This is a genomic window from Robertkochia sediminum (assembly GCF_016786255.1).
GTDB classification, from domain to species: domain Bacteria; phylum Bacteroidota; class Bacteroidia; order Flavobacteriales; family Flavobacteriaceae; genus Robertkochia; species Robertkochia sediminum.
The window spans coordinates 222,457-244,126 of the sequence record NZ_JADMKT010000077.1 but is presented as its reverse complement, the minus strand read 5'-3'; the positions used below and the strand labels follow the sequence as shown (position 1 = coordinate 244,126).

21 protein-coding genes are annotated in these 21,670 nt (G+C 38.9%); 2 read left to right on the top strand and 19 right to left on the bottom strand.

Features of this window, described 5'->3' with window-relative positions; all coding sequences use genetic code 11:
* Positions 1-69 precede the first annotated feature (69 nt).
* The gene (locus IS446_RS10950) at positions 70-705 is read left to right on the top strand and encodes a phospholipase D-like domain-containing protein (RefSeq protein WP_203060640.1); all 636 of its coding nucleotides are present in this window, start codon (positions 70-72) and stop codon (positions 703-705) included.
* Here IS446_RS10950 and IS446_RS10945 read toward each other — a convergent pair.
* The 13 genes from IS446_RS10945 to IS446_RS10885 all read right to left on the bottom strand — a co-directional run bounded on the left by IS446_RS10945 (position 702) and on the right by IS446_RS10885 (position 11,878).
* Entirely contained in the window at positions 702-1,478 is a 777-nt protein-coding gene (locus IS446_RS10945) for a DUF4138 domain-containing protein (RefSeq protein ID WP_203060639.1), read from the bottom strand. The genes IS446_RS10950 and IS446_RS10945 overlap by 4 nt on opposite strands.
* Positions 1,475-2,317 (bottom strand): conjugative transposon protein TraM, encoded by an 843-nt coding sequence (gene traM / locus IS446_RS10940; RefSeq protein WP_203060638.1) that lies wholly within the window; start codon positions 2,315-2,317, stop codon positions 1,475-1,477. Before traM ends, IS446_RS10945 begins: the two co-directional genes overlap by 4 nt.
* A complete protein-coding gene (locus IS446_RS10935) occupies positions 2,298-2,921 on the bottom strand; it encodes a conjugal transfer protein TraK (protein WP_203060636.1) in 624 nt (207 codons plus the stop codon). The genes traM and IS446_RS10935 overlap by 20 nt, the downstream gene beginning before the upstream one ends.
* A gap of 11 nt (positions 2,922-2,932) precedes the next feature.
* Positions 2,933-3,757, bottom strand: a complete 825-nt coding sequence (locus IS446_RS10930; RefSeq protein WP_203060634.1) for a hypothetical protein — start codon at positions 3,755-3,757, stop codon at positions 2,933-2,935.
* A complete protein-coding gene (locus IS446_RS10925; RefSeq protein ID WP_203060633.1) occupies positions 3,754-4,323 on the bottom strand; it encodes a conjugal transfer protein in 570 nt (189 codons plus the stop codon). The genes IS446_RS10930 and IS446_RS10925 overlap by 4 nt, the downstream gene beginning before the upstream one ends.
* Positions 4,320-6,743, bottom strand: a complete 2,424-nt coding sequence (locus tag IS446_RS10920) for a TraG family conjugative transposon ATPase (RefSeq protein ID WP_203060631.1) — start codon at positions 6,741-6,743, stop codon at positions 4,320-4,322. Before IS446_RS10920 ends, IS446_RS10925 begins: the two co-directional genes overlap by 4 nt.
* A gap of 264 nt (positions 6,744-7,007) precedes the next feature.
* Entirely contained in the window at positions 7,008-7,295 is a 288-nt protein-coding gene (locus IS446_RS10915; protein WP_203060629.1) for a hypothetical protein, read from the bottom strand.
* A 135-nt stretch (positions 7,296-7,430) separates the two neighbouring features.
* Positions 7,431-8,549, bottom strand: a complete 1,119-nt coding sequence (locus tag IS446_RS10910; RefSeq protein WP_203060628.1) for an exonuclease/endonuclease/phosphatase family protein — start codon at positions 8,547-8,549, stop codon at positions 7,431-7,433.
* A gap of 7 nt (positions 8,550-8,556) precedes the next feature.
* Positions 8,557-9,231, bottom strand: a complete 675-nt coding sequence (locus IS446_RS10905; protein ID WP_203060626.1) for a P-loop NTPase family protein — start codon at positions 9,229-9,231, stop codon at positions 8,557-8,559.
* A gap of 2 nt (positions 9,232-9,233) precedes the next feature.
* A complete protein-coding gene (locus IS446_RS10900; RefSeq protein WP_203060624.1) occupies positions 9,234-9,671 on the bottom strand; it encodes a hypothetical protein in 438 nt (145 codons plus the stop codon).
* Between the two features lie 5 nt (positions 9,672-9,676).
* Positions 9,677-9,949, bottom strand: coding sequence for a helix-turn-helix domain-containing protein (locus tag IS446_RS10895; protein ID WP_203060623.1), 273 nt, complete (start codon positions 9,947-9,949; stop codon positions 9,677-9,679).
* 141 nt (positions 9,950-10,090) lie between these two features.
* Complete coding sequence (locus IS446_RS10890; protein WP_203060622.1) at positions 10,091-10,933, bottom strand: RteC domain-containing protein; 843 nt, start codon at positions 10,931-10,933, stop codon at positions 10,091-10,093.
* Between the two features lie 261 nt (positions 10,934-11,194).
* Positions 11,195-11,878, bottom strand: a complete 684-nt coding sequence (locus tag IS446_RS10885) for an NUDIX hydrolase (protein WP_203060620.1) — start codon at positions 11,876-11,878, stop codon at positions 11,195-11,197.
* A 177-nt stretch (positions 11,879-12,055) separates the two neighbouring features.
* On the opposite strand from IS446_RS10885, the gene IS446_RS10880 reads away from it, so the two are divergent.
* Complete coding sequence (locus tag IS446_RS10880) at positions 12,056-13,042, top strand: hypothetical protein (RefSeq protein WP_203060618.1); 987 nt, start codon at positions 12,056-12,058, stop codon at positions 13,040-13,042.
* 371 nt (positions 13,043-13,413) lie between these two features.
* Here IS446_RS10880 and IS446_RS10875 read toward each other — a convergent pair whose 3' ends face one another.
* The 6 genes from IS446_RS10875 to IS446_RS10850 all read right to left on the bottom strand — a co-directional run bounded on the left by IS446_RS10875 (position 13,414) and on the right by IS446_RS10850 (position 21,645).
* Positions 13,414-13,863 carry a toxin-antitoxin system YwqK family antitoxin gene (locus IS446_RS10875; protein WP_203060616.1) on the bottom strand — a complete coding sequence of 150 codons (450 nt, stop codon included), beginning with the start codon at positions 13,861-13,863 and terminating at the stop codon, positions 13,414-13,416.
* Positions 13,864-14,307: 444 nt separating this feature from the next.
* On the bottom strand, positions 14,308-15,351 hold the full coding sequence (lepB, locus tag IS446_RS10870) for a signal peptidase I (protein WP_203060766.1): 1,044 nt from the start codon (positions 15,349-15,351) through the stop codon (positions 14,308-14,310).
* 89 nt (positions 15,352-15,440) lie between these two features.
* Entirely contained in the window at positions 15,441-15,926 is a 486-nt protein-coding gene (locus IS446_RS10865; RefSeq protein ID WP_203060614.1) for a DUF1573 domain-containing protein, read from the bottom strand.
* On the bottom strand, positions 15,923-17,080 hold the full coding sequence (locus IS446_RS10860; RefSeq protein ID WP_203060612.1) for a hypothetical protein: 1,158 nt from the start codon (positions 17,078-17,080) through the stop codon (positions 15,923-15,925). Before IS446_RS10860 ends, IS446_RS10865 begins: the two co-directional genes overlap by 4 nt.
* A gap of 601 nt (positions 17,081-17,681) precedes the next feature.
* Positions 17,682-17,969 (bottom strand): hypothetical protein, encoded by a 288-nt coding sequence (locus IS446_RS10855; protein ID WP_203060610.1) that lies wholly within the window; start codon positions 17,967-17,969, stop codon positions 17,682-17,684.
* A gap of 580 nt (positions 17,970-18,549) precedes the next feature.
* On the bottom strand, positions 18,550-21,645 hold the full coding sequence (locus tag IS446_RS10850) for an efflux RND transporter permease subunit (protein WP_262896245.1): 3,096 nt from the start codon (positions 21,643-21,645) through the stop codon (positions 18,550-18,552).
* Positions 21,646-21,670: the final 25 nt, after the last annotated feature.

Here is a 21,670-nt window from a genome sequence, read left to right as displayed (position 1 = left end):
GCGTAGTTCACAGGCTTAAAATCTGCCATAATTTTCGTAAATTATAGGGTTGATTTATGCTCATTAATCATGTTTACTAACCGTGTTGAATGCGATATTTATGTTGGAAAAGGAGCCGGAAACAAGCTCCTGAATGATCTGCGACATGCTGAGAAATCCATTAAAATTGTTTCTCCTTTTATCTCTCCAAAAATGTTAGAAGTACTTAAAGAACTTCACCTAAGAGGAGTGCAAATTTCCCTGATCAGTCAAAGGCCGGAATCAAAAGAAACCTCCAGTTTACAACAATTATTTTATCCGATATTGACTCCTTCATCAAAGGCTTTCTTCTCAGGATATGCTTCAAAATATGCTGGATGGTTCATCGTGCTCATTTCCATGGCATTGCTATTTGCAGTCTATCAAATTGAAAAATTATCCTTAATAGCTACAATACTTATATTGCTTCTATCTACATTCTTCTTATTTAGTCGGAATTCGCCCCCCTCTCAAAGATTCCTTTTCCCGACCAAGCTCTGGAGTCCTAACAGCCGCAACAGATTGCATAGCAAATTCTATATCATCGATAACAAAATTGCCTACCTGGGATCCCTCAACTTCACGCACTCGGGAATCTATAACAACCATGAGTCCCGGGTCCGAACTATGGATTCCAAAGTTATCCAATCCTTGAACCAGGAATTCGAACATCTGATGCAGTCTTAGATCTTAAGATTCCGATATCCATTTTTTTCCCGAAGATAAAATCGTAATCGTGCCTTCCCTCCAATTCCAATTTTTCGGTAACCGATAACAAATCGTTGTGTAGTCTGGGGCAATACCACTTTAGGGGTGTGGTAATGATAGACTTCCTCTAAGGGTAATTCCTGAAAGGACCTTTCTGCCCGATCTTTTCCGTGTTCAATGATGGTGTTTACGGATCCAACCTCGTAGCTGTCCTTACTTTTGTTTTCAATTTCAAAAGCCACAAACATTTCCCTTTCCGCATATAGTATATCCAAGACCGTGAAAGCGATCCCACTTTCCTTTTTAGTTTTGTTCAGGGTGTGTACTTTTTGTAAAACATAAGCCCCAGCCTTTTCATAGTGTACAGAATCTATAACAGGCACTCTTTCTTTAAATGCTGCTCCTCCCTCCTTCCCAATGGCCGTAGTGTCTGTAACAAAATAATTGGTTTGGGATAGTTCCTCCTGGTACTTCAACAAATAGGAATACACCCTGCCATCATGGGTGATCACCAAAAGATTACTTTCCGGGGCCTTTCGCCCTTGAAGAATTCCAAAATATTGAGGAATTTGTTCATTATAGGAGAAATGAAAATCCTCAGAACCGGTGGTTGCTTGACGAATCGGACTCGGGAAAAACATGACCACCTTCTTTTGCTCATTTACAGCGATAATCTGCAACTCCTGTCCATGGAGTCCCATGATCGAAATAAATAAGTTTACAGCCATCGCGGATATTATATACATTCTCATAACTTAGGTTTTAAAATGAATTCAAATTGGTCGTAAAGTAGAATAGTCCCTCCCCTATTCCTTTGCGTAAAAAGATTTCCAATCCTGGGCAAAAACGGTACCCCGGGAATCTGAATTTCCGTGCTGACTTCCCTGGCCAAGCCATCGGTTAACTTTTGTTGTCTTTGATTGCGAACATAGATGCCCTTTTCATGATCTTGGGAATCATAAGCCATCCACCGCTGTCCATCATCCATCAAAACTTCTACATGAATCCTATTTCCATTCACCTTACAAATTCCATAAACCATTTGAGGAAACGCTTTGTCACCTTGCCCTGAGAGAGCTATTGGAATAGAAAGTTTCAGTCTGGACCCTGAACGAATTTTTTGAGTGGAGTATACCATCGCCTTAAGCACAGTGGTTCTAGTATCCTGAATAAGTTTGCTTGTGAAAATGCGATCACATTTTTTAAATGAGCTAGGATCTGCAGTATCCTTAACCGGTAAATCCGATACCTCCCTAATCGTTTCTCTTTGTGTGATTGCTCTCAATTCCGAATAATCCATTTGAAGCAGCGTATCCTGAACTATATCGAGTGCCGGAGTAGCTATGATACTATCGCTTTCCCACGGATAGATCTCTGGAAGGACGAGCTCTCGCTCCTCTTTGATCTGATCAATCGCCTCCAAACGATCCTTAAATTGAGAGTCATTACTGGTAGACATCGGAATCTCCGGAGATCGTAATGAGTCGTTCTCTTCCTCCGAATGAAAAACAGAAATGCCATAACCGATAATAAATATCAGGACGCTCGCAACGATAGAGAGATAGATCAGTTTATTCCTGGACAATTTCATAAGGGATCTTTTTTAAGGATTGTTCGTAATAATTGGTAATCAAGAGACCATGAGGATTATTGGGAAAGTTTCTTTCAATACTCCGCAGTTCTCCAGTGGCTACCAGTCGATAGTGGTCAACCGAAGTTCCTCGTGCCACCTGAAAAATAACCTCCGTGATAAATGTGGGGTTTCTTTGATCCTCACTCAATTCGATGGAAACACTTTTTACTTGATGGATCAAAGCATATTGTAAAATACGATTGTACACCCCATCTGATTTCTTCTGCTGATACAGTTCATCCACGCTTCGATCTGCCAGCCAGAGCGCCTTAGAAAGATTTTTCTGCATACTGGCCGGTTCCAGTCCATAAAACAATTCTATAAACGTTTGAATATGGGCGCGAACCTCTACCTCCATTTGATCACTACTGGCGCTCCACCGGATGGGAAGCACCCCTCCAGCTGGGTCAATGACATAGGACTTGTGGCGGAGCTCCTGTTGTGTCTTAAAATGGAACCACAACGATAGTCCACTGATCAGTCCGGAAATTATAAGGGCCGTCAATGTTACCAGCCTATGAAGGGCTAGGGTATCGTAAATTTTGAACAGGGTATTTTTCATAAGCTGACTTTTTAGTTGGTAAACATTCGAAGGGTAAAAGATGTGGCTTTGCGGTAGAGTTTAAATTTGAGTAATACCATAAAACCTACCACTCCTAATTCAATAACCGGTGCCATCAAACTATCTTCTGGAAGCGAGCCGGTGAGTTCACTCCAAAAGTTCTGGTTTGCTTCCGTGAAAAGACCATTGATAAAAACGTTGACCAAAAAAAATGCCGGCACCAGCATATAAATGGCGATATACAGCCGGAAAAAATTATACCCCATCGTCCTGAATTTTTCAAACACCGAAAGGCTGAGAATCAATGGAAAAAATACCTGCATCAATCCCAAGATGAAGAATCGTTCTGCCAGGAATAGAGGATAGATGATCAGATCCAATAACCATAAAAAAACACTTAATATAAAGGCAACAATTCTCATGGGGTAAAAAGGCGTGGTGATGTATTCGTAAATCGTGGAAAGAGCCTTGGTTCCTACATCCGACCAATGGATATCCTGACTCAGATCAAAGCCCTGTAGTTGTAATGGGACCAAATCCGGAGCTACCTCCCTGTATTGGGTTTCAATGGCAACCAAAAAAGTATCAAATTGAAATAGGATCTCATGGGAAAAGATGACCAGAAGTACTATCGCTAAATTTTTAACAAGGTCCGATGGAGTTAGCCCCCAGGTGACCTCTTGGGTATTGGCTGTACCCTCCAGATACTTTTTTAATAGATTGATCAAAAACAAGAGTACAGCTAAAACCTGAACCCCTGTCAGCGTATACTGAGACAGATCCGATCCTTGCAGCGTTTTAAAAACTGCGTCTACATATTCCAGGTTCAGCGTCATTGCCCTCTACGATTTTCGACAGCTCCTGCTACCAATGTCCGGAAATCTATCATTGCCGTATAGCGCCTCATTTGAGTCATACAGATTGCCCTGGCTTCTTCCATTCGCTGTCTTCGCTGACCCAAAAGATCGATACGATCCTTATCTGTCATTTTGAAATGGTCATTCCTTAGTAATTGGCGGATCATATCCAGGTCATCCATGGAGGCTGCCATGGTCCTTTCCAGAGTTTTGGATAACTCCCGGAGTTCATCTTTTGCCAAATATTTACTGCTTCCTAAGAGCCCAAAATCCCTTCGAATTTCAAGCTGTAATGACTTGTGCTCCTCGATGATTTCCCGTATAAGCTTTAGATCCCGGATAACACCGTTAACCTGTTCCAATCGTTCCTGCTGTTGCTTGAGAAATTGGACCGTCCGAATCAACTGGGAGGTTTGTTTTCCGGACTCTAACAATTGTTTACCTAGGGTGAGGAAATTGGTGTTATCGTATACCGGCATCCCTTGCGCCCTTAATTCAGATGAAAAAAGAAATACCCCGATTGCCAGGTAGATATACGTTTTCATGATCTTAGATTTTTTTGATGCACAAACTTTGCAATAGCTTCTTCCATACTCCCTATCTCCCTGTAATTCTTCATCAACTCATGATATTCAGGACCATCCGTGAGATATGCCGCATAGGCTTCCGGAGCCACCTCCAACCGGTATACATTGCTGTGATTCCCCACTTTTATAAAGACTTCTGTATACCTTCTGTCCCCCAAAAACTGATTGGTTAAGGACTGTAATTGTTCCACATCATGAGTGGACAAGTGGAATCGTCCTTTAAAAGGAGCATAGCCTTTTTCGTTTCTTAAAGCGTAGATCACCTGAGTATTGTCGATAATACTGTTGGAAAGATGGTTTTCAGGGAGTTGACTGATGGACTGCAGAATGATACCCACAGCCGCATTTTGCTTTCGTATCGCCTGATAATAATAAGCCACTTGTTGAAGGACATTCGGAAATTGTAATTGCTTAGCGAATTCATCGAATAGGATCAAACCCCTCTTGGAGCGATCCGCCCATATATACCGATGAATGGTAGTTCTGATCAAGGTGAGCATGACAGATAAAAGCTCTTGGTGCTCCCGGATCTCATCCAACTCAAAAATAACAATGCTTTTTTGGCTTAAATCATCATCAATATGATCATTCGCCTTAAAAAGAAATCCATACAATCCATCTCCTACATATTCTGACAAGACAAATAATAGTTTGTCAAAATCAAAATGATCTGCGGTAACTCCCTTTGTAATCGTACTCTGACTTTGTTGCTTTAAAAAACTTAAATAGCCCTCCAGGTGGTAATTTGGAACTTCTTCCCTGTAATAATCCACCAAACTATTTTTCAAAGCTACCTTCTCTTCCCGCTTTAAATCTTCCCCCGGAGCGTACAATTCATGAATGAAATGCACCAAGTCCTCAATCTTATCGGAGGTAACAGTATCTCCTGGCGCAAGATAAAATGGATTGATCCCCAATCCTTGTCCATATTCGTATCTAATGATCTGATGATCGTCAGGATATAAGGCTCCGAATTTTTGATAAGACCCGCCCAGGTCGATGATGATCAAGCGTACTTCCTGCTCATAAAACTGTCGTAGAATGTGATTGGCCAGAAAACTTTTACCCTCTCCCGTAGGAGCTAAAACAGCGAAATTACGGGCCTTGATCCTTTTATTCATGCGATCCCATACATCCTTCAACACAGGTATGTCCTCGTGGCGATCAGTAAACCAAACACCTTCAGCGTCGCTTTTATACCTGCCCGTTTGTATCCATAGACACAATGCCTGTTGGAGATCACTCACATAGTGATCCTCACCCCTAAATGCACCGGGGAGTCCAAAATAATTAGCCTTAAAATAGCGATGCAATTCCCGACCCTTTGGATAATGGGGATATAGATCTCTCTCCCTCATTTTGGTATTGATACGCTGTTCGATCTCTTGAAGCTCTTGACCATCCTGCCCGTAATAGAGAATGTTTACCTGTCCTTTAACCATGCGTATCGCATCATTTACCTCCAAATCCTCTAAGTATCTCTCGATCCTTTCCAGGTTGATCCTGTTCTCTGATCCGAAATGAATACTTTTTTTAAGTTCCAACCTTCTCTTATGGAGCAATGCCCTCCACCATTGCGTGCTTTCTAAAACAATGCGTTGGCTAACGATATGATCATAGGGGATATCCAATCCAAAGCTATCCAAGAATCCTTCGAAAAATTGGAAGCGGTCGTTGGAATACCGCGGATGTACCCGAACATTGGCAATGGAAGCCCCTAAGGCTTTTTCATGATTTAACGAAACCAAACCTACGCGATGCACTCCCGCCTGAATCCCATCAGCATTGAATACGATATCCGTGGTAAAATCATTTTGAAAAGCATTCCAGTAGGCTTTTGCCATTTCTTTTATCCGACCCTCTTTTAATGGGAAAATACCGATCAAGGATTGACTTTGTAAAAAATGAACCACCTCCCGAGCCCTCCGCTTATACGATTCCAATGTCGCAAGTGTATCCCTTTTTTGCGAAGCGATTGAATTCTTGAAAGGGGTAGTTACCCCAGTTGGAGATCCCTTCCCTTGTATGGGAAAGAACAACATCAAAATACTCTGATGTTCCAGGAACCTACGCCCGCTAAAGTGCCTGTCGGTAGCATCTTGTAAAAAAGATTTTTTCAATTTGGGAGATTCCTGATAGATCCTTTTCCTGAAATGATCCTGTTTTAAAACAATGGTCTGATCCGGTAAATTTTTAAAGGCTTGGTGCCATACCCCATGTAAGACATCAAATTGTTTTTCTCCCAGGGAATAGATCTCTGGTAGCTGTAATTCATAACCAAAACCCCAATACCCATCACCAGTAAGTATCACATTGTTGTCCACCTCAATACCGGGTGGAATTAGGGTTTTGAAATGGGTAGCGCATTTAAGAACCATAATTTTCCGGGTATTTACCTGTGATCAAGGCATCATATACAGACCATCTTTTAACAACATTCACTAATTGTTTACGCAAGAGCAACCCCAGAAACGTTAGACTATTGAACACAAATAGCATGATCAAAAGGGAAAAACGGAAGGAGAATATCAGGACTAACAACGAGAAAATAACTCCGGACATAAAAAGTGAAAAATGGGTCAATTCTAATCCTAAAATGGAAACGGATTTCCTGATGTAGCTATAGGGTTGATAGCGTTTCATTATACTGTAATGCTGATTAAATAGGTGAATATTCCAACGACCGCACCGGCGATCAACACAAAAACCAAAACCCGGGTAATTCCTTTTTTGAGATCGGAATTCTCTCCGAAAAAGTGGCCGGCATTGAATAAAAATCCAATAAGGAAGATCACTCCCAATAGGATGGGGAAAATAGCCCTGACCGTATTGGCGATATCATTTACGGAATTTTCTATTCCTCCGATCTGTGCCCAAAGTGTGGGCTGGTAAATAAATCCTAGTAGGATAATGAGCAAAACTCTTTTCATGATTGTTGCTTTATAAGGGTGAAACTAATGGTGTAAAGACAGGGCTGTGCTGTCCAGGAATATTTTTTAACATTTAAATGCGCATTCTTTGAATGATTATCAATGAAATTTGAGTTCTATTGATAATCCTATTGGTTATAAATCCAGATCCACCCATAATGCCGGATGTTCACTGGCTGATTCTGCAGTAGATTTCAAGGTGGGGTAACAATTCCAATGACCTGATTTCCCGGGATACATGCCTTTTTTGGTGAGGCCACAGGAGGTGATCTTCCCAAAGAGTTCTGGAGAGAGCAGGATAAAATCCTTCTGCTGCAAGGCGATGCCTTGTTTACGAGAGAGCATTCGCTTGTAGGATGGTTCCGCATCCAGATCGATCGACTTCACAAACTTAGGATGCTTTGCGATGGAGGTGAGTGAAGTTTTGCGAAGCAAAGGCTCTAGGGAATGACAAAACCCGGGTGCAGCAAGGCAACCGGCAACCATTACCTGGGTCTTTTCCTCCGATAAAAGTTTTTCATACAATTTAGCTACAAACAGAGCCTGCTGAAACCTTCGCATATCGGAGACTTCCTTATCATCCCTATCCTCATCGAAAAAAACATGTAGCACGATAAAAGAAAATCCTTGGTCTGTTACCACCCGAATCTTTTGAACATCCTTTCCAAAAAGTGCCTTTCCCCGGTGGTCCTTACACGCTCTATAGGTCGTGATAGAGGTGATTGTATATCCAGGCCGAACAGCAACACCCATACCCTTCCCCCGGTCCTCATTGCTTTCCAGAGAATACCCATCCTGGTACTTTAAAAGTGGTAGTTCCTTTTCCAAAAAATCCCTGAAACTTCCCTGTGATTCCACTTCCTGCAATAACAATAGATCTCCCTGCAGCTCTTGGATCACGTTGGCTTTATGCAGAATGCATTTTTGATGGATAGGTGTGGTCCTCACCCTCACCCAACCGTTCCAGTCGTTATCGTACCCGGCCTTAGGTAAAAAATGAGCCGAATGGTTACGAAAATATAACTGCCCGGAGCGGTTACGCATCAATACCTCCTGGTTCCTGGAGACCTCTTCCAAATTGAGCAGTAGAGATATCTCCTGCATACGTTCAAAATCGATATCCTTTCGCGACTTTTTGGCAATCAATTCATCAAGTTCAGCCATGAGCTCAGCTGTCGAAGTTTTCTTATGGGAATTTTTCAGGGTGTTATCCCGATGATAGAGGTTCTGGATGTTAAATGATACTATTCTCATGATGCAGTTATTTTCGTTTATCAATGGCTTGGGAAGAAAAGCTGAGTAGGTTGAACATTTCACGCATACGAGATCGGACACGGGAGCCATACCGCTCTTCCAGCTCATGGGCATTTAAGTTGGTGGTGATATGGGTTGGCTTGTGGTACTTTTTAAAAAGTTCGTATCGCGATAATAACACCTCCCCCATCACGTTACAATCACGACCGTAATACCTTCCCATAGGCTCCACCCCCAGGTCATCAAAACAGTAGTAACCTCCGTTGCCATAGTCTTCAATAACCTTATGGGCCAGGTGCGAGAAAGTAAAAACAAGGTTGCGGGCCGGAATGATCTCATACGACTTTCTGTGAGGGACCAGATCCCGCATTAGGGACATCAAAGCCGTCTTTCCGCAACCCTCCGGACCGGTGAGTAAGATTCCCTTTTTAATATCCAGATCTAATTCCTTGCAGGAAGCCTCATCCTGAATGAAATAATTCACCAGGGAGTAAAGGATCCGATGATCATCAGGAAGGATTTGGAAATTTTTCCCGAATCGCTCCCTACCTTTGGCTTGCAGGAATTTGAGGATCACCTGAAAATCATACAACAGCATGCCCTTTTTCATCTTGGCGATCTCAAAGACAATTCCGCCTACCGAAAGTGTGCCAATGGGTGTGTTTTTTTTGAGTGTTTCCATAATCAAAGTGGCTCGTTGTAATCCTTGTTGTTTTTTGTTTTTAAAGCATCCAAAAAACCTTTTTTATTAAATTTTTTGTTTAAAGGTTTACTATGTTTATATAATGGCTCGCTGAGTTGGCCCACTTTTGGGCCAACTGATTGGACAACCTGATCAAGGGGTAATAAGTGAACTTCACTGGGTACATTTGGTGAATTTGATGGGTAATATTCGATCAGTTTAAACTGTTGTAATTCTCTAAGTGTGTTTTGATAGGTTGACCTGGATTTTATCCTTGATTGTTTCATCATTTCATCGCGATATACAGGAATTCGTTTTGCAAAACGATGGGTATTCCAGGAGAAAAAAAGACTTAGGTAAAGACTAATATGAGCAGGTTTATAGTCATTTTTCCCATAAACCAAGGCGCCGAAATTGTTCAGATGCCTTATGTAGTTCATGTGACTTAGTCTTCAACTTCTTTACCTTCCAAAATTTCTGTGATCTTCAAGGCATCGTAATAAATTGATCCGCCGAGCTTGGTATATGGAATCTCACCCTTTATCCTGAGTGACTGGAGTGTACCGGGACTGATTTTCATGAGTTGCATCACTTCTGCAGATTTCATCCAACGCTTGTTGTTGTGATGAAAGTGATTGCGAATTAAGAGTTCGATCTTTTCAAAAAGCTCCTCTTTGAACTTTTCCAGATCGGCTTTGGTAATTACATCTAAGGTCATTGTACGAATAATTTAAAGTGAATTGCTTCCTTTTATTTAGGTTCACTTCAAAATTGTTCAATCCCCCACAATGCTTTTCATGACCTTTCGAATTTTCGAGATTTTTATTGAGAAAACTATTTGAATTAAATGTATCACCCTTTAACTTTCATCTGCACGTTCCATACCCATGTTCAATTGATATCGCAACTCATCAAGAAATTTGGTACGCGTTTTTTTCCTACCCCGGATCTCTCCATAGACTTTATACATATCGCTGAGTTCAACCCCGAAAAGCCGTTGAAAAACCCGTGCTACCTCCTGAATTTCATGCTTCCCATGATTCAGGATCTTAGAATGGTGTAAGGCATAGATCAATTCAATCAGCGCTACTTTAGAACCGGTCCATTGCAATTGTGGAAGTCCAATATTAGCACCCTCATCTAATGTTGGCTCTTTAGGATGATCCAGGTCGTATAATACCTTTTCAAAGTATTTATAGAGTTTTGGTAGGGCTAATAGTTTTGCATGGATATGATCATAAGAGGTACTAAAACAATGGTATCTGTAATGCTCCATGGAATTGATATCAACCTCCAGGCTGTTTTTCCTTAAAAAGTACACGGCATCCAGATCACCTCGATTACTTTGAATGTAATTCCAGAATTGCTTGTGCTCTCTGTAAAATCCGTGTAATTCACTGATCTTATCCTGAATGAATTCTCGAAAGACACTGCTTAGGCATACCTGGGAAAACTCTTCAGCATACAAAACCTGCTTATAATAGATCCAATAGGAATAGGGTTCGGGTTTGATGGTCTTAAAAAAATGGACTTCCTGGGATTCCTTCCTAAAGGGATGCTTTAAAATCTCATCATGCATCCTATGTAAGGTTTTGGTACTCAAATCCAAACCAAGTTGGGCACGTTTAAACAGGTTGGGGTGGTCGTATTTCAGATCGGTGAGTTCCAATCGAAAATCCTGAAGTAATTCTACTAAATCCATAATAACAGGTATTTAAAAACCAAGCACTTATAGAAAAATATTTTGTAAGAATTGAGATTATATTCTATTCAAAAGGTGTGCCAAAATGCTTGTTGAACACTTAAAATTACCAACTATATATGATTTTATGTCATGAATACACAAAATAATGCCTAATGTGAAAAGCGTTTGAACAACCACTATTGGATTATTTGCGTAAGAATAAATTGCTTAAGAAAAACTAATCTGCTCAACCTAAACTCTATAAATACGTATACCCTATTAAGAAAATTTGATCTCGAATTGGAAACCTTCTTCTTGAAGTTCTTTAAATCGTTGTTCTATGAATCGATATTTATTAGCAGGGCGACCTTTTCCTGGTGAAGAAAAAATTCCCAAATCCTCTAAAAGTCCCAAACGTAGAATTTTTCTCCGAAAATTTCTGCGATCAAAATCTCTTCTTGTTAGCGTCCTATATAACCCTTCCAATTCCGCCATGTAGAATATTGGGTTGAGTAAATCAAAGCCAATTGGTTCATAATGAACTTTTGATCGTAGTCGCTCTAATCCTTTAGCTACTATTTCATTATGATCGAATCCAAGAGAGGGAAGTTTCTCTACCGAAAACCATTTTGCATCCATTGCATCTGTAGCTGCTTTTATCTTCAGCCCTTCTGGATTGACCAATCCTAAGTATGTCACCGTGATCACCCTTCCTCTTGGATCCCGATCGAGGGTATCTCCGAATGTGTAGAGCTGTTCTAAATATTCTACCTCGACATTGGTTTCTTCAAGTAGTTCTCTTATGACAGCCTCTTGTAATCTTTCCTTATCTTTGACCAATCCTCCAGGTAATACCCAGTGTCCTTTTAAGGGCCCAAATTTTTGTTTTATACACAACAAAAACAGCTGCTCGTCTTTATACCCAAATACCACAGCGTCGACTGCTACCTTTATATTTTGCATTGTATAATTATTTTACGTCTAATATACATAAAACCAATAATACATGACCATTCAATTAAAATGGAATTTTCATGTGAATTTTTATAACTCCCATTCCCATTTTGTATAAACGAATTAACTTTATTTCTAGAATAGAATTTTTTCTATATCTTAGAGTCTAATCCTTAATTTATATGTATGATGGTTGTCACTAAGGAATTTTTAAAAAAAATGGAAGATGCCTATTACTATAATTCTGCATCCACTTCTGGATATTGTCCTGCGCGGTCATATGAAATGGTTAAGGCACTGGTAAAAGGTGAATCCTTGTATATTGAAGGTGAGAATTTGGAAATTAAGACTTTAGAAGAATATATGGAATGGAAAAGGCCTCATGATTTTCTTAATGCAGGCATTACTACTGAATGCATCACCAGGGCTAAGAAAGAACTATTTCCTCATTGGGAGGCTTTTCCAAGAAGATTAGCAACTAAAAAGAATAATAGCCGCAAAATGGTGTCTATTGAATACCTAAAAAATATGGAGGAACTTTTTATCCGAAATACCCCCTCTACAATATGCGGTTTGAAGTACCTTTCTTATGAAATGGTCAAATCTTTAACCAAGGGCATCCCCTTGTTCATTGAAGAGGAAGGACGAAGCATTACTTCCATTAAAGAATACTTAAATTGGATCAAACCATACAGCTATCTGAAAGTTGGCAATACCAATGATTTTATCAATGAAGCGGAAAAGGAAATCAAACGCGAAAAAGCAGGTATAAAAGACGCTCAAGCCAATCAGAAGGCTGTCCTTGAAGAGGTCTTAAGTGAGATTAAAAATATTCAGATTGAAAGGAAAAAGTTGTATGGCAAAAAAAGTGATCCGGATTTTGTTGTTACGAAGCACTTTATTGAAAAAATGAAATCCATGTATCACTTAACCAAAGGACCTTCGTATGGAATTTGTGATATCATGCAGTACAAGTTGGTAAAAACATTAGTATGTGGTGGGTCACTGATCATTGAGGAAGAAAATAACCTAATGATTGAAACCGTTGAAGCCTATTCCAAGTGGAAGAAACCATATCCTTATCTTAATTTTATCAACACCTGGGATTTGGTAGTGAAAGCGATCCATGAACTTAAACTGGAACTACCAATGGTAAATAGTAAACTCAGGTGATTCTGTATTACTTCCCAATTTTTATTTATGAATTTATTGGTTGGCTCTTTAGGAGCATAGTCACTGACTTTTGAACAATCGCATATAGGCATTTACAGCATTGCGAGGTACGCTAAGGGTTTCAGCAATTTTACGTTAACCCGTCGAGATGAAGAGAAATGATGATCTGTTTTAAGTGCATAGAATCAAGGGTATTGGCCACATCGCTTGTTTTTAAGCGATAAGGTATTTACTTGATCTTTCGAAGTGGCACAAATCGAACCAAGATATCCAGCACTTCAGAAATTGGGGAAGTATGTAATTAATCTGCCGAGGCTTGAGGTGGGTAAGGATCTTTTTATTTATAGTTGTTATACTGGCTTAAACAATTCTTACCTGCTGTTTTTTTCATTTCCACGTTCATAGAGCACTGATTTTTCCAGTTCTCCGGTGCTATCAGAGTAGAATTTCCATTCCCCTTGCTTAAGATTATTTTGAAATTTACCTTCTATAATTAACAAGCCCTTTTCGTTGTATAATTTATATTGACCGTTTTTTAAGTTATGGCTGAAGGTGATTAGCTCAATTAATTGACCAGTTGGATTAAATATTTTGGTTTCGCCAGTTAACTGGGCATTAAAATAACTTCTTTGCTCAAGTACTATGTCTTTTTCATTCTTTTTTAAGCAAATTCCTGAGAAGGGTTTTTTTTTCAGATATGCAGCTTTTCCAGTTTTTCCTTTCATTGTTAGTTCTTCACAATCACAAAAATTTTTCTTTTGCTCTTGACCGATTATAAACAAAGGAAGTACGATTAAAATAGTAGTAATAAGTTTTTTCATATTATTATCTTTTAAAATTAAAAGAAACGCACGAGCTCGAACACAGGCACGGTTGATGCCGTTGGCCTTAGTGGTGCCCAGCAACCTGGACGTGGTAATTTTTTTTCCTTTTTTTGTTCGGGAGATTAAGATAAAAAAAAAAGTCTAATTCTTGTTGGATCCCGCGCTAATGTATAGCCTCAAGTTGGCTGCCGTTTTTCTTTTATTAATCTGTTACCTTTTGTAAATAATATTTTGTTTTATGTATTTCATATTCATCATAATAATATGTCGGCTGCCCTTAATTAGAACTGTTTGTTAGTATAATATTATCACCTGTTTGATCAATCTCATGAAGCTCCGCCCATTCTGCGGTGATCTTGGTGATAAACTCAGAACCGTTATCCATACGATCCGACCTTTCTCGTGGGTTGATCATATGATTAAATATGAGAAATAATATAATTAAAAAATTAATTCTACTTCACCAACAATTTGATGTTCAGGTATTAACCCAAATTCTCTAGAATCTAAAGAATTATTAAAATTGTCCCCAAGAACGAAAATATAGTTATTATTAAAAGTAAATTTATCTAACTCTTCTTTTCCATTAAAATACCCCCCATTAATCCTCTTGACATTACACCCTTCATATTTTAAAATAATATCCCCATATAACTTAAAAGTCATGTCATTTAAAATTACCTGATCACCCTTTGAAGGAATATATAATTTGCCTTCGGAGTCAAGAACAGTTTTTAAAACATTTTCAAAATGAAAAGACTCTGTCTCTTCAACATCAAACTTCATTCTTCTCATTACATCGCTTTTATTCGTCAAATTTTCAAATTGAGTAGTGGTTAAATCAACAAAGCATCCATTAAAGAATCTTTTTTTTGAATTACCATAATGACATTCAATTCCACATCTTTTCAACTCATTGAAAACATTCACTCCTAACATAGTTGGGGTTACTTTATACCTCCTTTTCGCTAAAGGTGATGAACCTCGGTAATTATTATTAATTATAAAACCTTTCTTTTCTATTTGTAAGGAATCACCGCTCACCGCAATACACCTTTTAACAAAATTGGCACCACTTAGATCTCTAAATAAAATAATTTTTTCCCTTTCCAGTGCTGGCCCAAATTCAATTAGCGAATCCAGCAGACAATCGATTTCATATAACTCTCTATATAAAATTTCTAGAACACCATTAGAATTCAATTCTAACCTCATCAATGAATTTTTAAGATAAAACCTTTTATCTACTAAAATTTTATCTCCCTTATTAATAGTACTTGCCATTGAATCACTAGGAACAAAATATACTTGATAAAAAAGAGCTTTAGTGACAAATCGTAAGGTCCAAATTAATAAAACACCAATTATCAAATGAATTACAAGCTTGTCTCGTGATAACCTTATTTTTCCTAATCTCTTAGCTAAATAATAAATCAACAATGCTACAAGGAATAAAACAATTACAAGAAAGAGTGTATTTAGCATTTTTAAAGTGGTGGTAAGAAGAGGTCTCTCAAAATGACCTAATAATTTTAAGAGACCTTTTATATTTAAATCAATATAATAAATGATATTTAATTGAAATTCTGGTTATTTTTGATGTTAACCATGTAAGTCAACTTGTAAAATTTTGAATTCGTGTTTGCTCTTAGGGTAGCATAAAATTTATTTAAGCCAATCTTATTTTTAATATTAAAATCAAGCTTAATTAAGCCACGTTCATTTTCTTTAATTGTATCCATTGTAAATTCGAAATTTGAGCATGTACAATCTGGGTTTACATATTCTATTAACAAAGGATTTTTACCAATATTTTTAATCACATACGTTGCAGTTAAAGTTGTGTCACCGGATATTACATCTCCAAAATCAATTAATTTTTCTTCAAATTCAATCTTCGTTAATTCCTTTAATCTTCTGCCGTTATCCATTTTCGAAGGAGAATTACTTTTCTCATTTTTTTTCATGCTGGAACTGAATCCCTCTCTATCTTTAGCAAAATCAGATTCCTGACAGCTAAACAGAATGATAATTGTTCCTAATAATAAAGCCTTTTTCATTTAAACGTTAATTTGTAAATCGTAATGGTTTCATTTAATTCATCGATAATAGGTCCTGAATAATAATATGGGAAGGAAGTGTACTCTATTTTTAACCCTTTTGGCACTTGAATATCATCTAGAAGTTGCCCATTTTCATATATCTGCAATCCATCATAAGATCCATTATTCTTATTGTAAGTTCGAAATATTATATTCTTAGTAATATCTGATTTTACACCAGTATAGAACCCTCTTTTTGGCCTATCTTCAAAATATAGATATTGAAACCTCTTGATATCTAAACCTTTTAATTCCTGATAATTAACATCCATCTCCTTTCCTGACACACCAAAAGATTCTAATAAATTAAAATCTTTGTCATAAATATATATAGTAGGATCAATTTCATTGGCTACTATTAATTTCCCATGCTCATTAAGATCAAAACTAAATGCCGAATGATGCATTAAATATTTATAATCCATTAACAAATCAGTTCTTCGTCCAAAAATTCTTTCTATAGAATAATCCTCCAAATTCAATTGAGCAAGAATTCTTCCTTCTTTATAATAATTTTTGCTTACTAAACCATTGAATTCGGGATGTTCCGAATAAATGGGTAAATACAAATTACCTTCATCACCCTTTATCTTTAAGTGTTCATAATCCAAAGAGTAAAGACTTGGATCTTTTGGATTAACCTCCTTAACCGTATAGCCTTTTCCAATTTGTACACTTCCTCCCCAATTCATACTAGTCTTTTGAATTTTTTCCCAGTTTTTATCATAAATATGAATATCATTAGTTGAACCGAAAAAATACTTGTTTCCATTCTCTGAAAAATAGAAGCCATCTATTCCCGCTATATCAATTTCATTAGGGCCTCTTCCTTGGCCTAATTTTGTTTCTAAATAATTTCCTTCTAAATCAAACCCGAATACCCATCCGAATCTAAAATCGATGAAATAAACTCTATTATCCCAATAGGCAATGTCACCTAAATAAGATGATTCAACTTTATCTAAAACAATAGTGTCAATCCGAATATTTAAATTATCATATTTAGTTTTGTAATTATCCTGAAAATAATTCTCCTTAATTTGTAAATCATTATTTTTACAGGAATTAAGTGAGATTAAAAACACCGAGAAATAATAAAAATACTTTTTCATATTAATATTTAAAAGGGCTCACAAAAGTGAGCCCATATTTAACAATTAGAATCATAAGTTCGACAATCTCCTTCGGTCTCAAAAGAGGCACAAACTGCCCCACCACCAGTAACTTTACAATTTCCCCAAAAATTACATTTACAGATGATTTTATCAGTCTCGGACGTGATTGATTCGTTAGCAAATGCTATTTCTGAATAGCTGGTCAAAAAAAAAGTCAGAAGAAACAAAATATAGGTTGGTACTTCCAATATTTTATTGAAATTTATCATTAAATTCATAGAACTTCTGGTTAACAATTTCTATCATAAAGTCTACAGTCTCCACTACCCTCGAAGGTAGCGCACACTGGACCTCCTCCGGTAACCTTGCAGTTCCCCCAAAAATTACATTTACAAATAATTTCTCCTTCATGAGAAATCACATCATTTGCCAAAGCAACATTCAGATTAGAACAGAACAATAGAAAAATAACCGAAAGGTTTAAGAAAATGGTCAATATTGAAAGTTTATTAGTCTTAATCATTATTTATTTAATTATGTTATAATTATTGCTAAAAATAGGATTAACGTCTTCAATTATATTGTAATAACAACTAATTCAACCTCCGTATCCACAGTTGGAATCATATTCACTACAAAATCCATTATTTTCGAACCTTGCACAAACATCTTGACTTCCATTAACCTTACATTTCCCATATATATTGCACTTACATACAATACCACCCTCAGGTGAAATTGATTCATTTGCAAATGCAATTTCTAAAGCGGTGGAATCGTCGAACAAATTTGTTGAGCCCCCTATTGATGAATTTGTTGAAAGTGTAATACATAAAATTAGTAAGGCTCCAAATGCAAATTGAGAAAGTTTTAAAAGATTTTTCATTTTTTTTAGTTTTTAATTAATAATTAATTCGAAAGGGTTAACACGTTTTTGGACTTGGTTCCCACAACCAAGTTTGACCTACTGTTTCAAAGCCAAATCGAAGTAAATGATCCTAAATAATAAAGAATAAGTTAACTCATAGGCTAAATAATTTTGCATGAATTTTATCGCTTGTTAAAGCGGAAGAATTAACAAGCAAATAATATCCTATTTTGATAAGCTGCAAAATAATAAAGATATGTGCGAAAAAAATGCATTGTAATAGAATTTTTACTATAGCCTATAATATTTTAATACCAAAATCGGTAATGATAAATAATGAAGAGAATGTTTCATTGTCAAGAGTCTGAACAAAATATTATACATAAACTAAGAAGGATTTAAAATTTCGTATTGATTTAAAGCCTTATTATATACAATCTTAACCCCTTGACTATCATACTCACTTAAATATTCAAAAAATATCCTACGAGAAATACCTACCATTTCGCTAAGTAATTTTGAATCACCCTTTGTTCTGTTTTCTATCAAATACAATAGGTGTTTCTTTCTCCTAATAATTCGATTATCGAAATTCATTTTAATTTTTGTTAATTATTAATATTGGTAATAAAAAGAACAAAATCAGTGTTGATAATAATAAACCACTTATGCTACCCAAAGCAAAGGCGAACCAAAAAACTTCCTCTCTGCCATTCACCAGGAAGGGAATGAGCCCGGCAATGGTTGTTATTACCGTAAGCAGGATCGGAATGATCTTGCTGTTAAATGCTTTCATATACCGCCAGCTATCAGAAATCATCGGATGGGTCTTCCTCAGGTTATTCAGATCATTTACTATATACAGTGCGGCATTTACGCTTAGTCCGGCAAGCAGGATAAAGGAAGCATATCCTCCCTGGTCAAAATTGAGTTCGAAAAGGTAAAAGGTCAAAAACACCCCAATAAAGGAGATCGGGATCATACTCAGAATAACCAGTGGCTGTTTAAGCGATTCCAGGAGTATCGCGCAGATAAAAAAGATGATCAGTAGTATCAGGCCTAAGTAACGGTACTGGCTTTTTTCCCTGATATCCCAATAAAAGTGTTCTTTTTCCAGCATGCGGTATCCTACCGCCAGGTTGGGACGAAATTCGTCCATAATTTGTTTTCTGAATTTTTGCGCCAGTTTATTTGAACCTATAAAAGAATAACGTACCGACACCTGGTACAACTGGTTTTCCCGGGCTATGTCGAACCCACTAAGCCGCCGTTCTAAAGTGGCAATGTCACCGAGTTTATAGGTTGCTTCTCCCAGGCGAACGGGGCTGTTCTTCAGATCCCAGAAATCGAACTCCGTAGCTCCTTCAGCTCTTAGCGTCACGGCCTGGGTTTCACCCTCGCGAATCACTTCCTGAGCACGGGATCTATACACCCTGTTGGAAATGCCCGAATAGAGATCCTGCGCACTTACCCCTGCCATAGCCATGGCCTGCGGCTTAAATTCCAGCAACAGCTCCGGCCGTGGTTCACGCCCATAGCGCCCCCTGGTGATATACCCTGATTTAATGCGTGATCCACCCTGCTGTTCAATGCGACCCTGGAGCGCTTTGGCATATCCCAGCAAGGCGTCCAGGTTATAACCTTCCAGGGTAATCCCGTTGCCATATCCGGCAGAGCCCATGGCATTGGAAAATGCTTTCCCCACCCCGTAAACCGACCAGTCGAGCCCGCCAAGATCTACTGCCTTACTTTGAACCCTGTTCTTCAAAAGGTCTGGGAAGCCCCCATTTTCGAAAGCCTCTTTAAAACTTATTCTAATCTCTCCGCTCTTGGGAGAATCGATCCTGGTTTCAAAGATGGCGATCTCCTCAAACCCGGACAGGTATTGTTCCATTTGGGCCATGACCCCGTTCAACTGTACTATAGATCCTCCCTCGGCCATACTCCCCCGAATAAAGAGCTGGGTACGGCCCGGGTCCCGATAGTAAGAATTGGCCATCACATATTGGGTGAAAAGTCGAAGACTTCCCCCTATCCAGGGCTCCAGGGTGGGACGAAGCTTTTTATGGACCCATTCATGATGCATCACTGCATTATACACCCGTGCCCCTAAGTGATCATCTTCCAGCCGGTCTGGCGCCAAATGCAGAGGGATTCCAAATCCAAGAATGAATAATATGATAACCAGGACCTTCCATAAGGGTCGACTTAACCACGAGATCAGCAGGGAATAGCTCCGGGTAAACCTGACTACATTTCTGGCTCGGGAAGTAACCCGGTTGGGAATTTTATTTTTCAATGGGATCTTTTCCATCAGTGCCGGTACTAGCAGCAAGGTCACCAACAGGGAGGTGCCCAGGTTGATGGCAATAACCATTGCAAAATCATAGAGGTTGGCTCGCTGCTCTTCCTCCAGGAAAAAGACCACGGTTACCGCCCCTATGGTCGTTAAGGTGGCAGCCAACAAGGCCAGAAATACGTTTTTATTTCCTTTATTTCGCAGGTGATCCATCATGATAATGGTATTATCAATGATCACCCCCAGGGAAATGGTGATCCCTGCAAAGGAATACAGCTGCAATTCAACCCCAAGAAGGTAGTAACAGATCACTGCCAGCAGGAGGTTTACCCCGATAGTGATAAACAGAATGATCAAATAACGTAGGTTGCGGTATACGGCGACACATAATAACAGAAGGATCAGGAGAGATAACAGGCTTCGCAGCTTAATGGTTTGCAGCTCGCGTTGCAAAAAACCGGTATGGTTCTCTACCAATTGTACCTGGTAGCCGGAAGCCAGGACTGGTTTTAAGTTTTCCATACGCTTCATGACCTTCCGGGCCACGGTAATGGTATTTTGCCCCGTTTCCGGATAGATCACGAAATTCAGGGAATTCAGGCCATTGATCCGGTGATAGGAGCTTACCTCTTCTTCCATAAAGCGTACTGTGGCCACATCGGTTAACCGGATCACCCGATCACCTGTATGCCCCACCGGAACCCGGCTCCAGTCGGTTATTTCGTGGCTCCTCACACGAAATTCAAGGGAGAGTTCTTGCTCATAAGCCCCCGGGACTTTCACGATCCCGAGGGATCGGCCTTCGAAATAAGCATTCAAGGCCTCGTTCAGATCGCCTACCTGAAGGTGCAGGGATTCCAGGATCTCCGGGCGGTAGGTGATCACCCATTCATAACGGCTCCCTCCATAAATAGCGATCTTACTTACCCCTTCAACAGCTGCAAGTTCCGGGCTGAGTTCTTCTTCAGCATATTTTTGTATGTAATAAGGGCTTTCAGGCGCATTAAGGCTATAGGTGAGTATAGGTTCTTTAGCCTGGGAACCGTGGCTGACCGAAAGCTCGGGGTAACTCACCCCATCAGGGAGTCGCGGATAGGTTTGACGGATAAGGCTGGCCACTTCAAATCGAATTACCTCGGGATCGGACTGCTTTTTAAATTCCAGCTCAATACTCCCTTGCCCTTTTTTGGTCAACGAACTCACTTTTTCCATCCCGGAAACCCCGTTAAATAATCCTTCGAGCCGGGAGGTCACTTCTTGTTCGAGTACCCTGGCCGAAGCATCCGGCCAGCTAAAACTCACCGACAGCTTTGGTGTATTGCGATTCGGTGTAAGTTGCAGGCTGAGGCGGGGCAATAGAATAATCCCGATAACGGCTATGCACAAAAACACCATGATCACACTAAAGGAAGAGAATGAT

Bases quoted from the DNA above. Each gene is read 5' to 3' on its own strand.
- IS446_RS10910 (WP_203060628.1), bottom strand. From the start codon at position 8,549: ATGAGAATAGTATCATTTAACATCCAGAACCTCTATCATCGGGATAAC.
- IS446_RS10855 (WP_203060610.1), bottom strand. From the start codon at position 17,969: ATGAAAAATCTTTTAAAACTTTCTCAATTTGCATTTGGAGCCTTACTA.
- IS446_RS10890 (WP_203060622.1), bottom strand. From the start codon at position 10,933: ATGGATTTAGTAGAATTACTTCAGGATTTTCGATTGGAACTCACCGAT.
- lepB (WP_203060766.1), bottom strand. From the start codon at position 15,351: ATGCTAAATACACTCTTTCTTGTAATTGTTTTATTCCTTGTAGCATTG.
- IS446_RS10850 (WP_262896245.1), bottom strand. From the start codon at position 21,645: ATGGTGTTTTTGTGCATAGCCGTTATCGGGATTATTCTATTGCCCCGC.
- IS446_RS10880 (WP_203060618.1), top strand. From the start codon at position 12,056: ATGATGGTTGTCACTAAGGAATTTTTAAAAAAAATGGAAGATGCCTAT.
- IS446_RS10920 (WP_203060631.1), bottom strand. From the start codon at position 6,743: ATGGTTCTTAAATGCGCTACCCATTTCAAAACCCTAATTCCACCCGGT.
- traM (WP_203060638.1), bottom strand. From the start codon at position 2,317: ATGAAATTGTCCAGGAATAAACTGATCTATCTCTCTATCGTTGCGAGC.
- IS446_RS10925 (WP_203060633.1), bottom strand. From the start codon at position 4,323: ATGAAAACGTATATCTACCTGGCAATCGGGGTATTTCTTTTTTCATCT.
- IS446_RS10950 (WP_203060640.1), top strand. From the start codon at position 70: ATGTTTACTAACCGTGTTGAATGCGATATTTATGTTGGAAAAGGAGCC.
- IS446_RS10860 (WP_203060612.1), bottom strand. From the start codon at position 17,080: ATGAAAAAGTATTTTTATTATTTCTCGGTGTTTTTAATCTCACTTAAT.
- IS446_RS10865 (WP_203060614.1), bottom strand. From the start codon at position 15,926: ATGAAAAAGGCTTTATTATTAGGAACAATTATCATTCTGTTTAGCTGT.
- IS446_RS10905 (WP_203060626.1), bottom strand. From the start codon at position 9,231: ATGGAAACACTCAAAAAAAACACACCCATTGGCACACTTTCGGTAGGC.
- IS446_RS10885 (WP_203060620.1), bottom strand. From the start codon at position 11,878: ATGCAAAATATAAAGGTAGCAGTCGACGCTGTGGTATTTGGGTATAAA.
- IS446_RS10900 (WP_203060624.1), bottom strand. From the start codon at position 9,671: ATGAACTACATAAGGCATCTGAACAATTTCGGCGCCTTGGTTTATGGG.
- IS446_RS10935 (WP_203060636.1), bottom strand. From the start codon at position 2,921: ATGAAAAATACCCTGTTCAAAATTTACGATACCCTAGCCCTTCATAGG.
- IS446_RS10895 (WP_203060623.1), bottom strand. From the start codon at position 9,949: ATGACCTTAGATGTAATTACCAAAGCCGATCTGGAAAAGTTCAAAGAG.
- IS446_RS10930 (WP_203060634.1), bottom strand. From the start codon at position 3,757: ATGACGCTGAACCTGGAATATGTAGACGCAGTTTTTAAAACGCTGCAA.
- IS446_RS10875 (WP_203060616.1), bottom strand. From the start codon at position 13,863: ATGAAAAAACTTATTACTACTATTTTAATCGTACTTCCTTTGTTTATA.
- IS446_RS10915 (WP_203060629.1), bottom strand. From the start codon at position 7,295: ATGAAAAGAGTTTTGCTCATTATCCTACTAGGATTTATTTACCAGCCC.
- IS446_RS10945 (WP_203060639.1), bottom strand. From the start codon at position 1,478: ATGAGAATGTATATAATATCCGCGATGGCTGTAAACTTATTTATTTCG.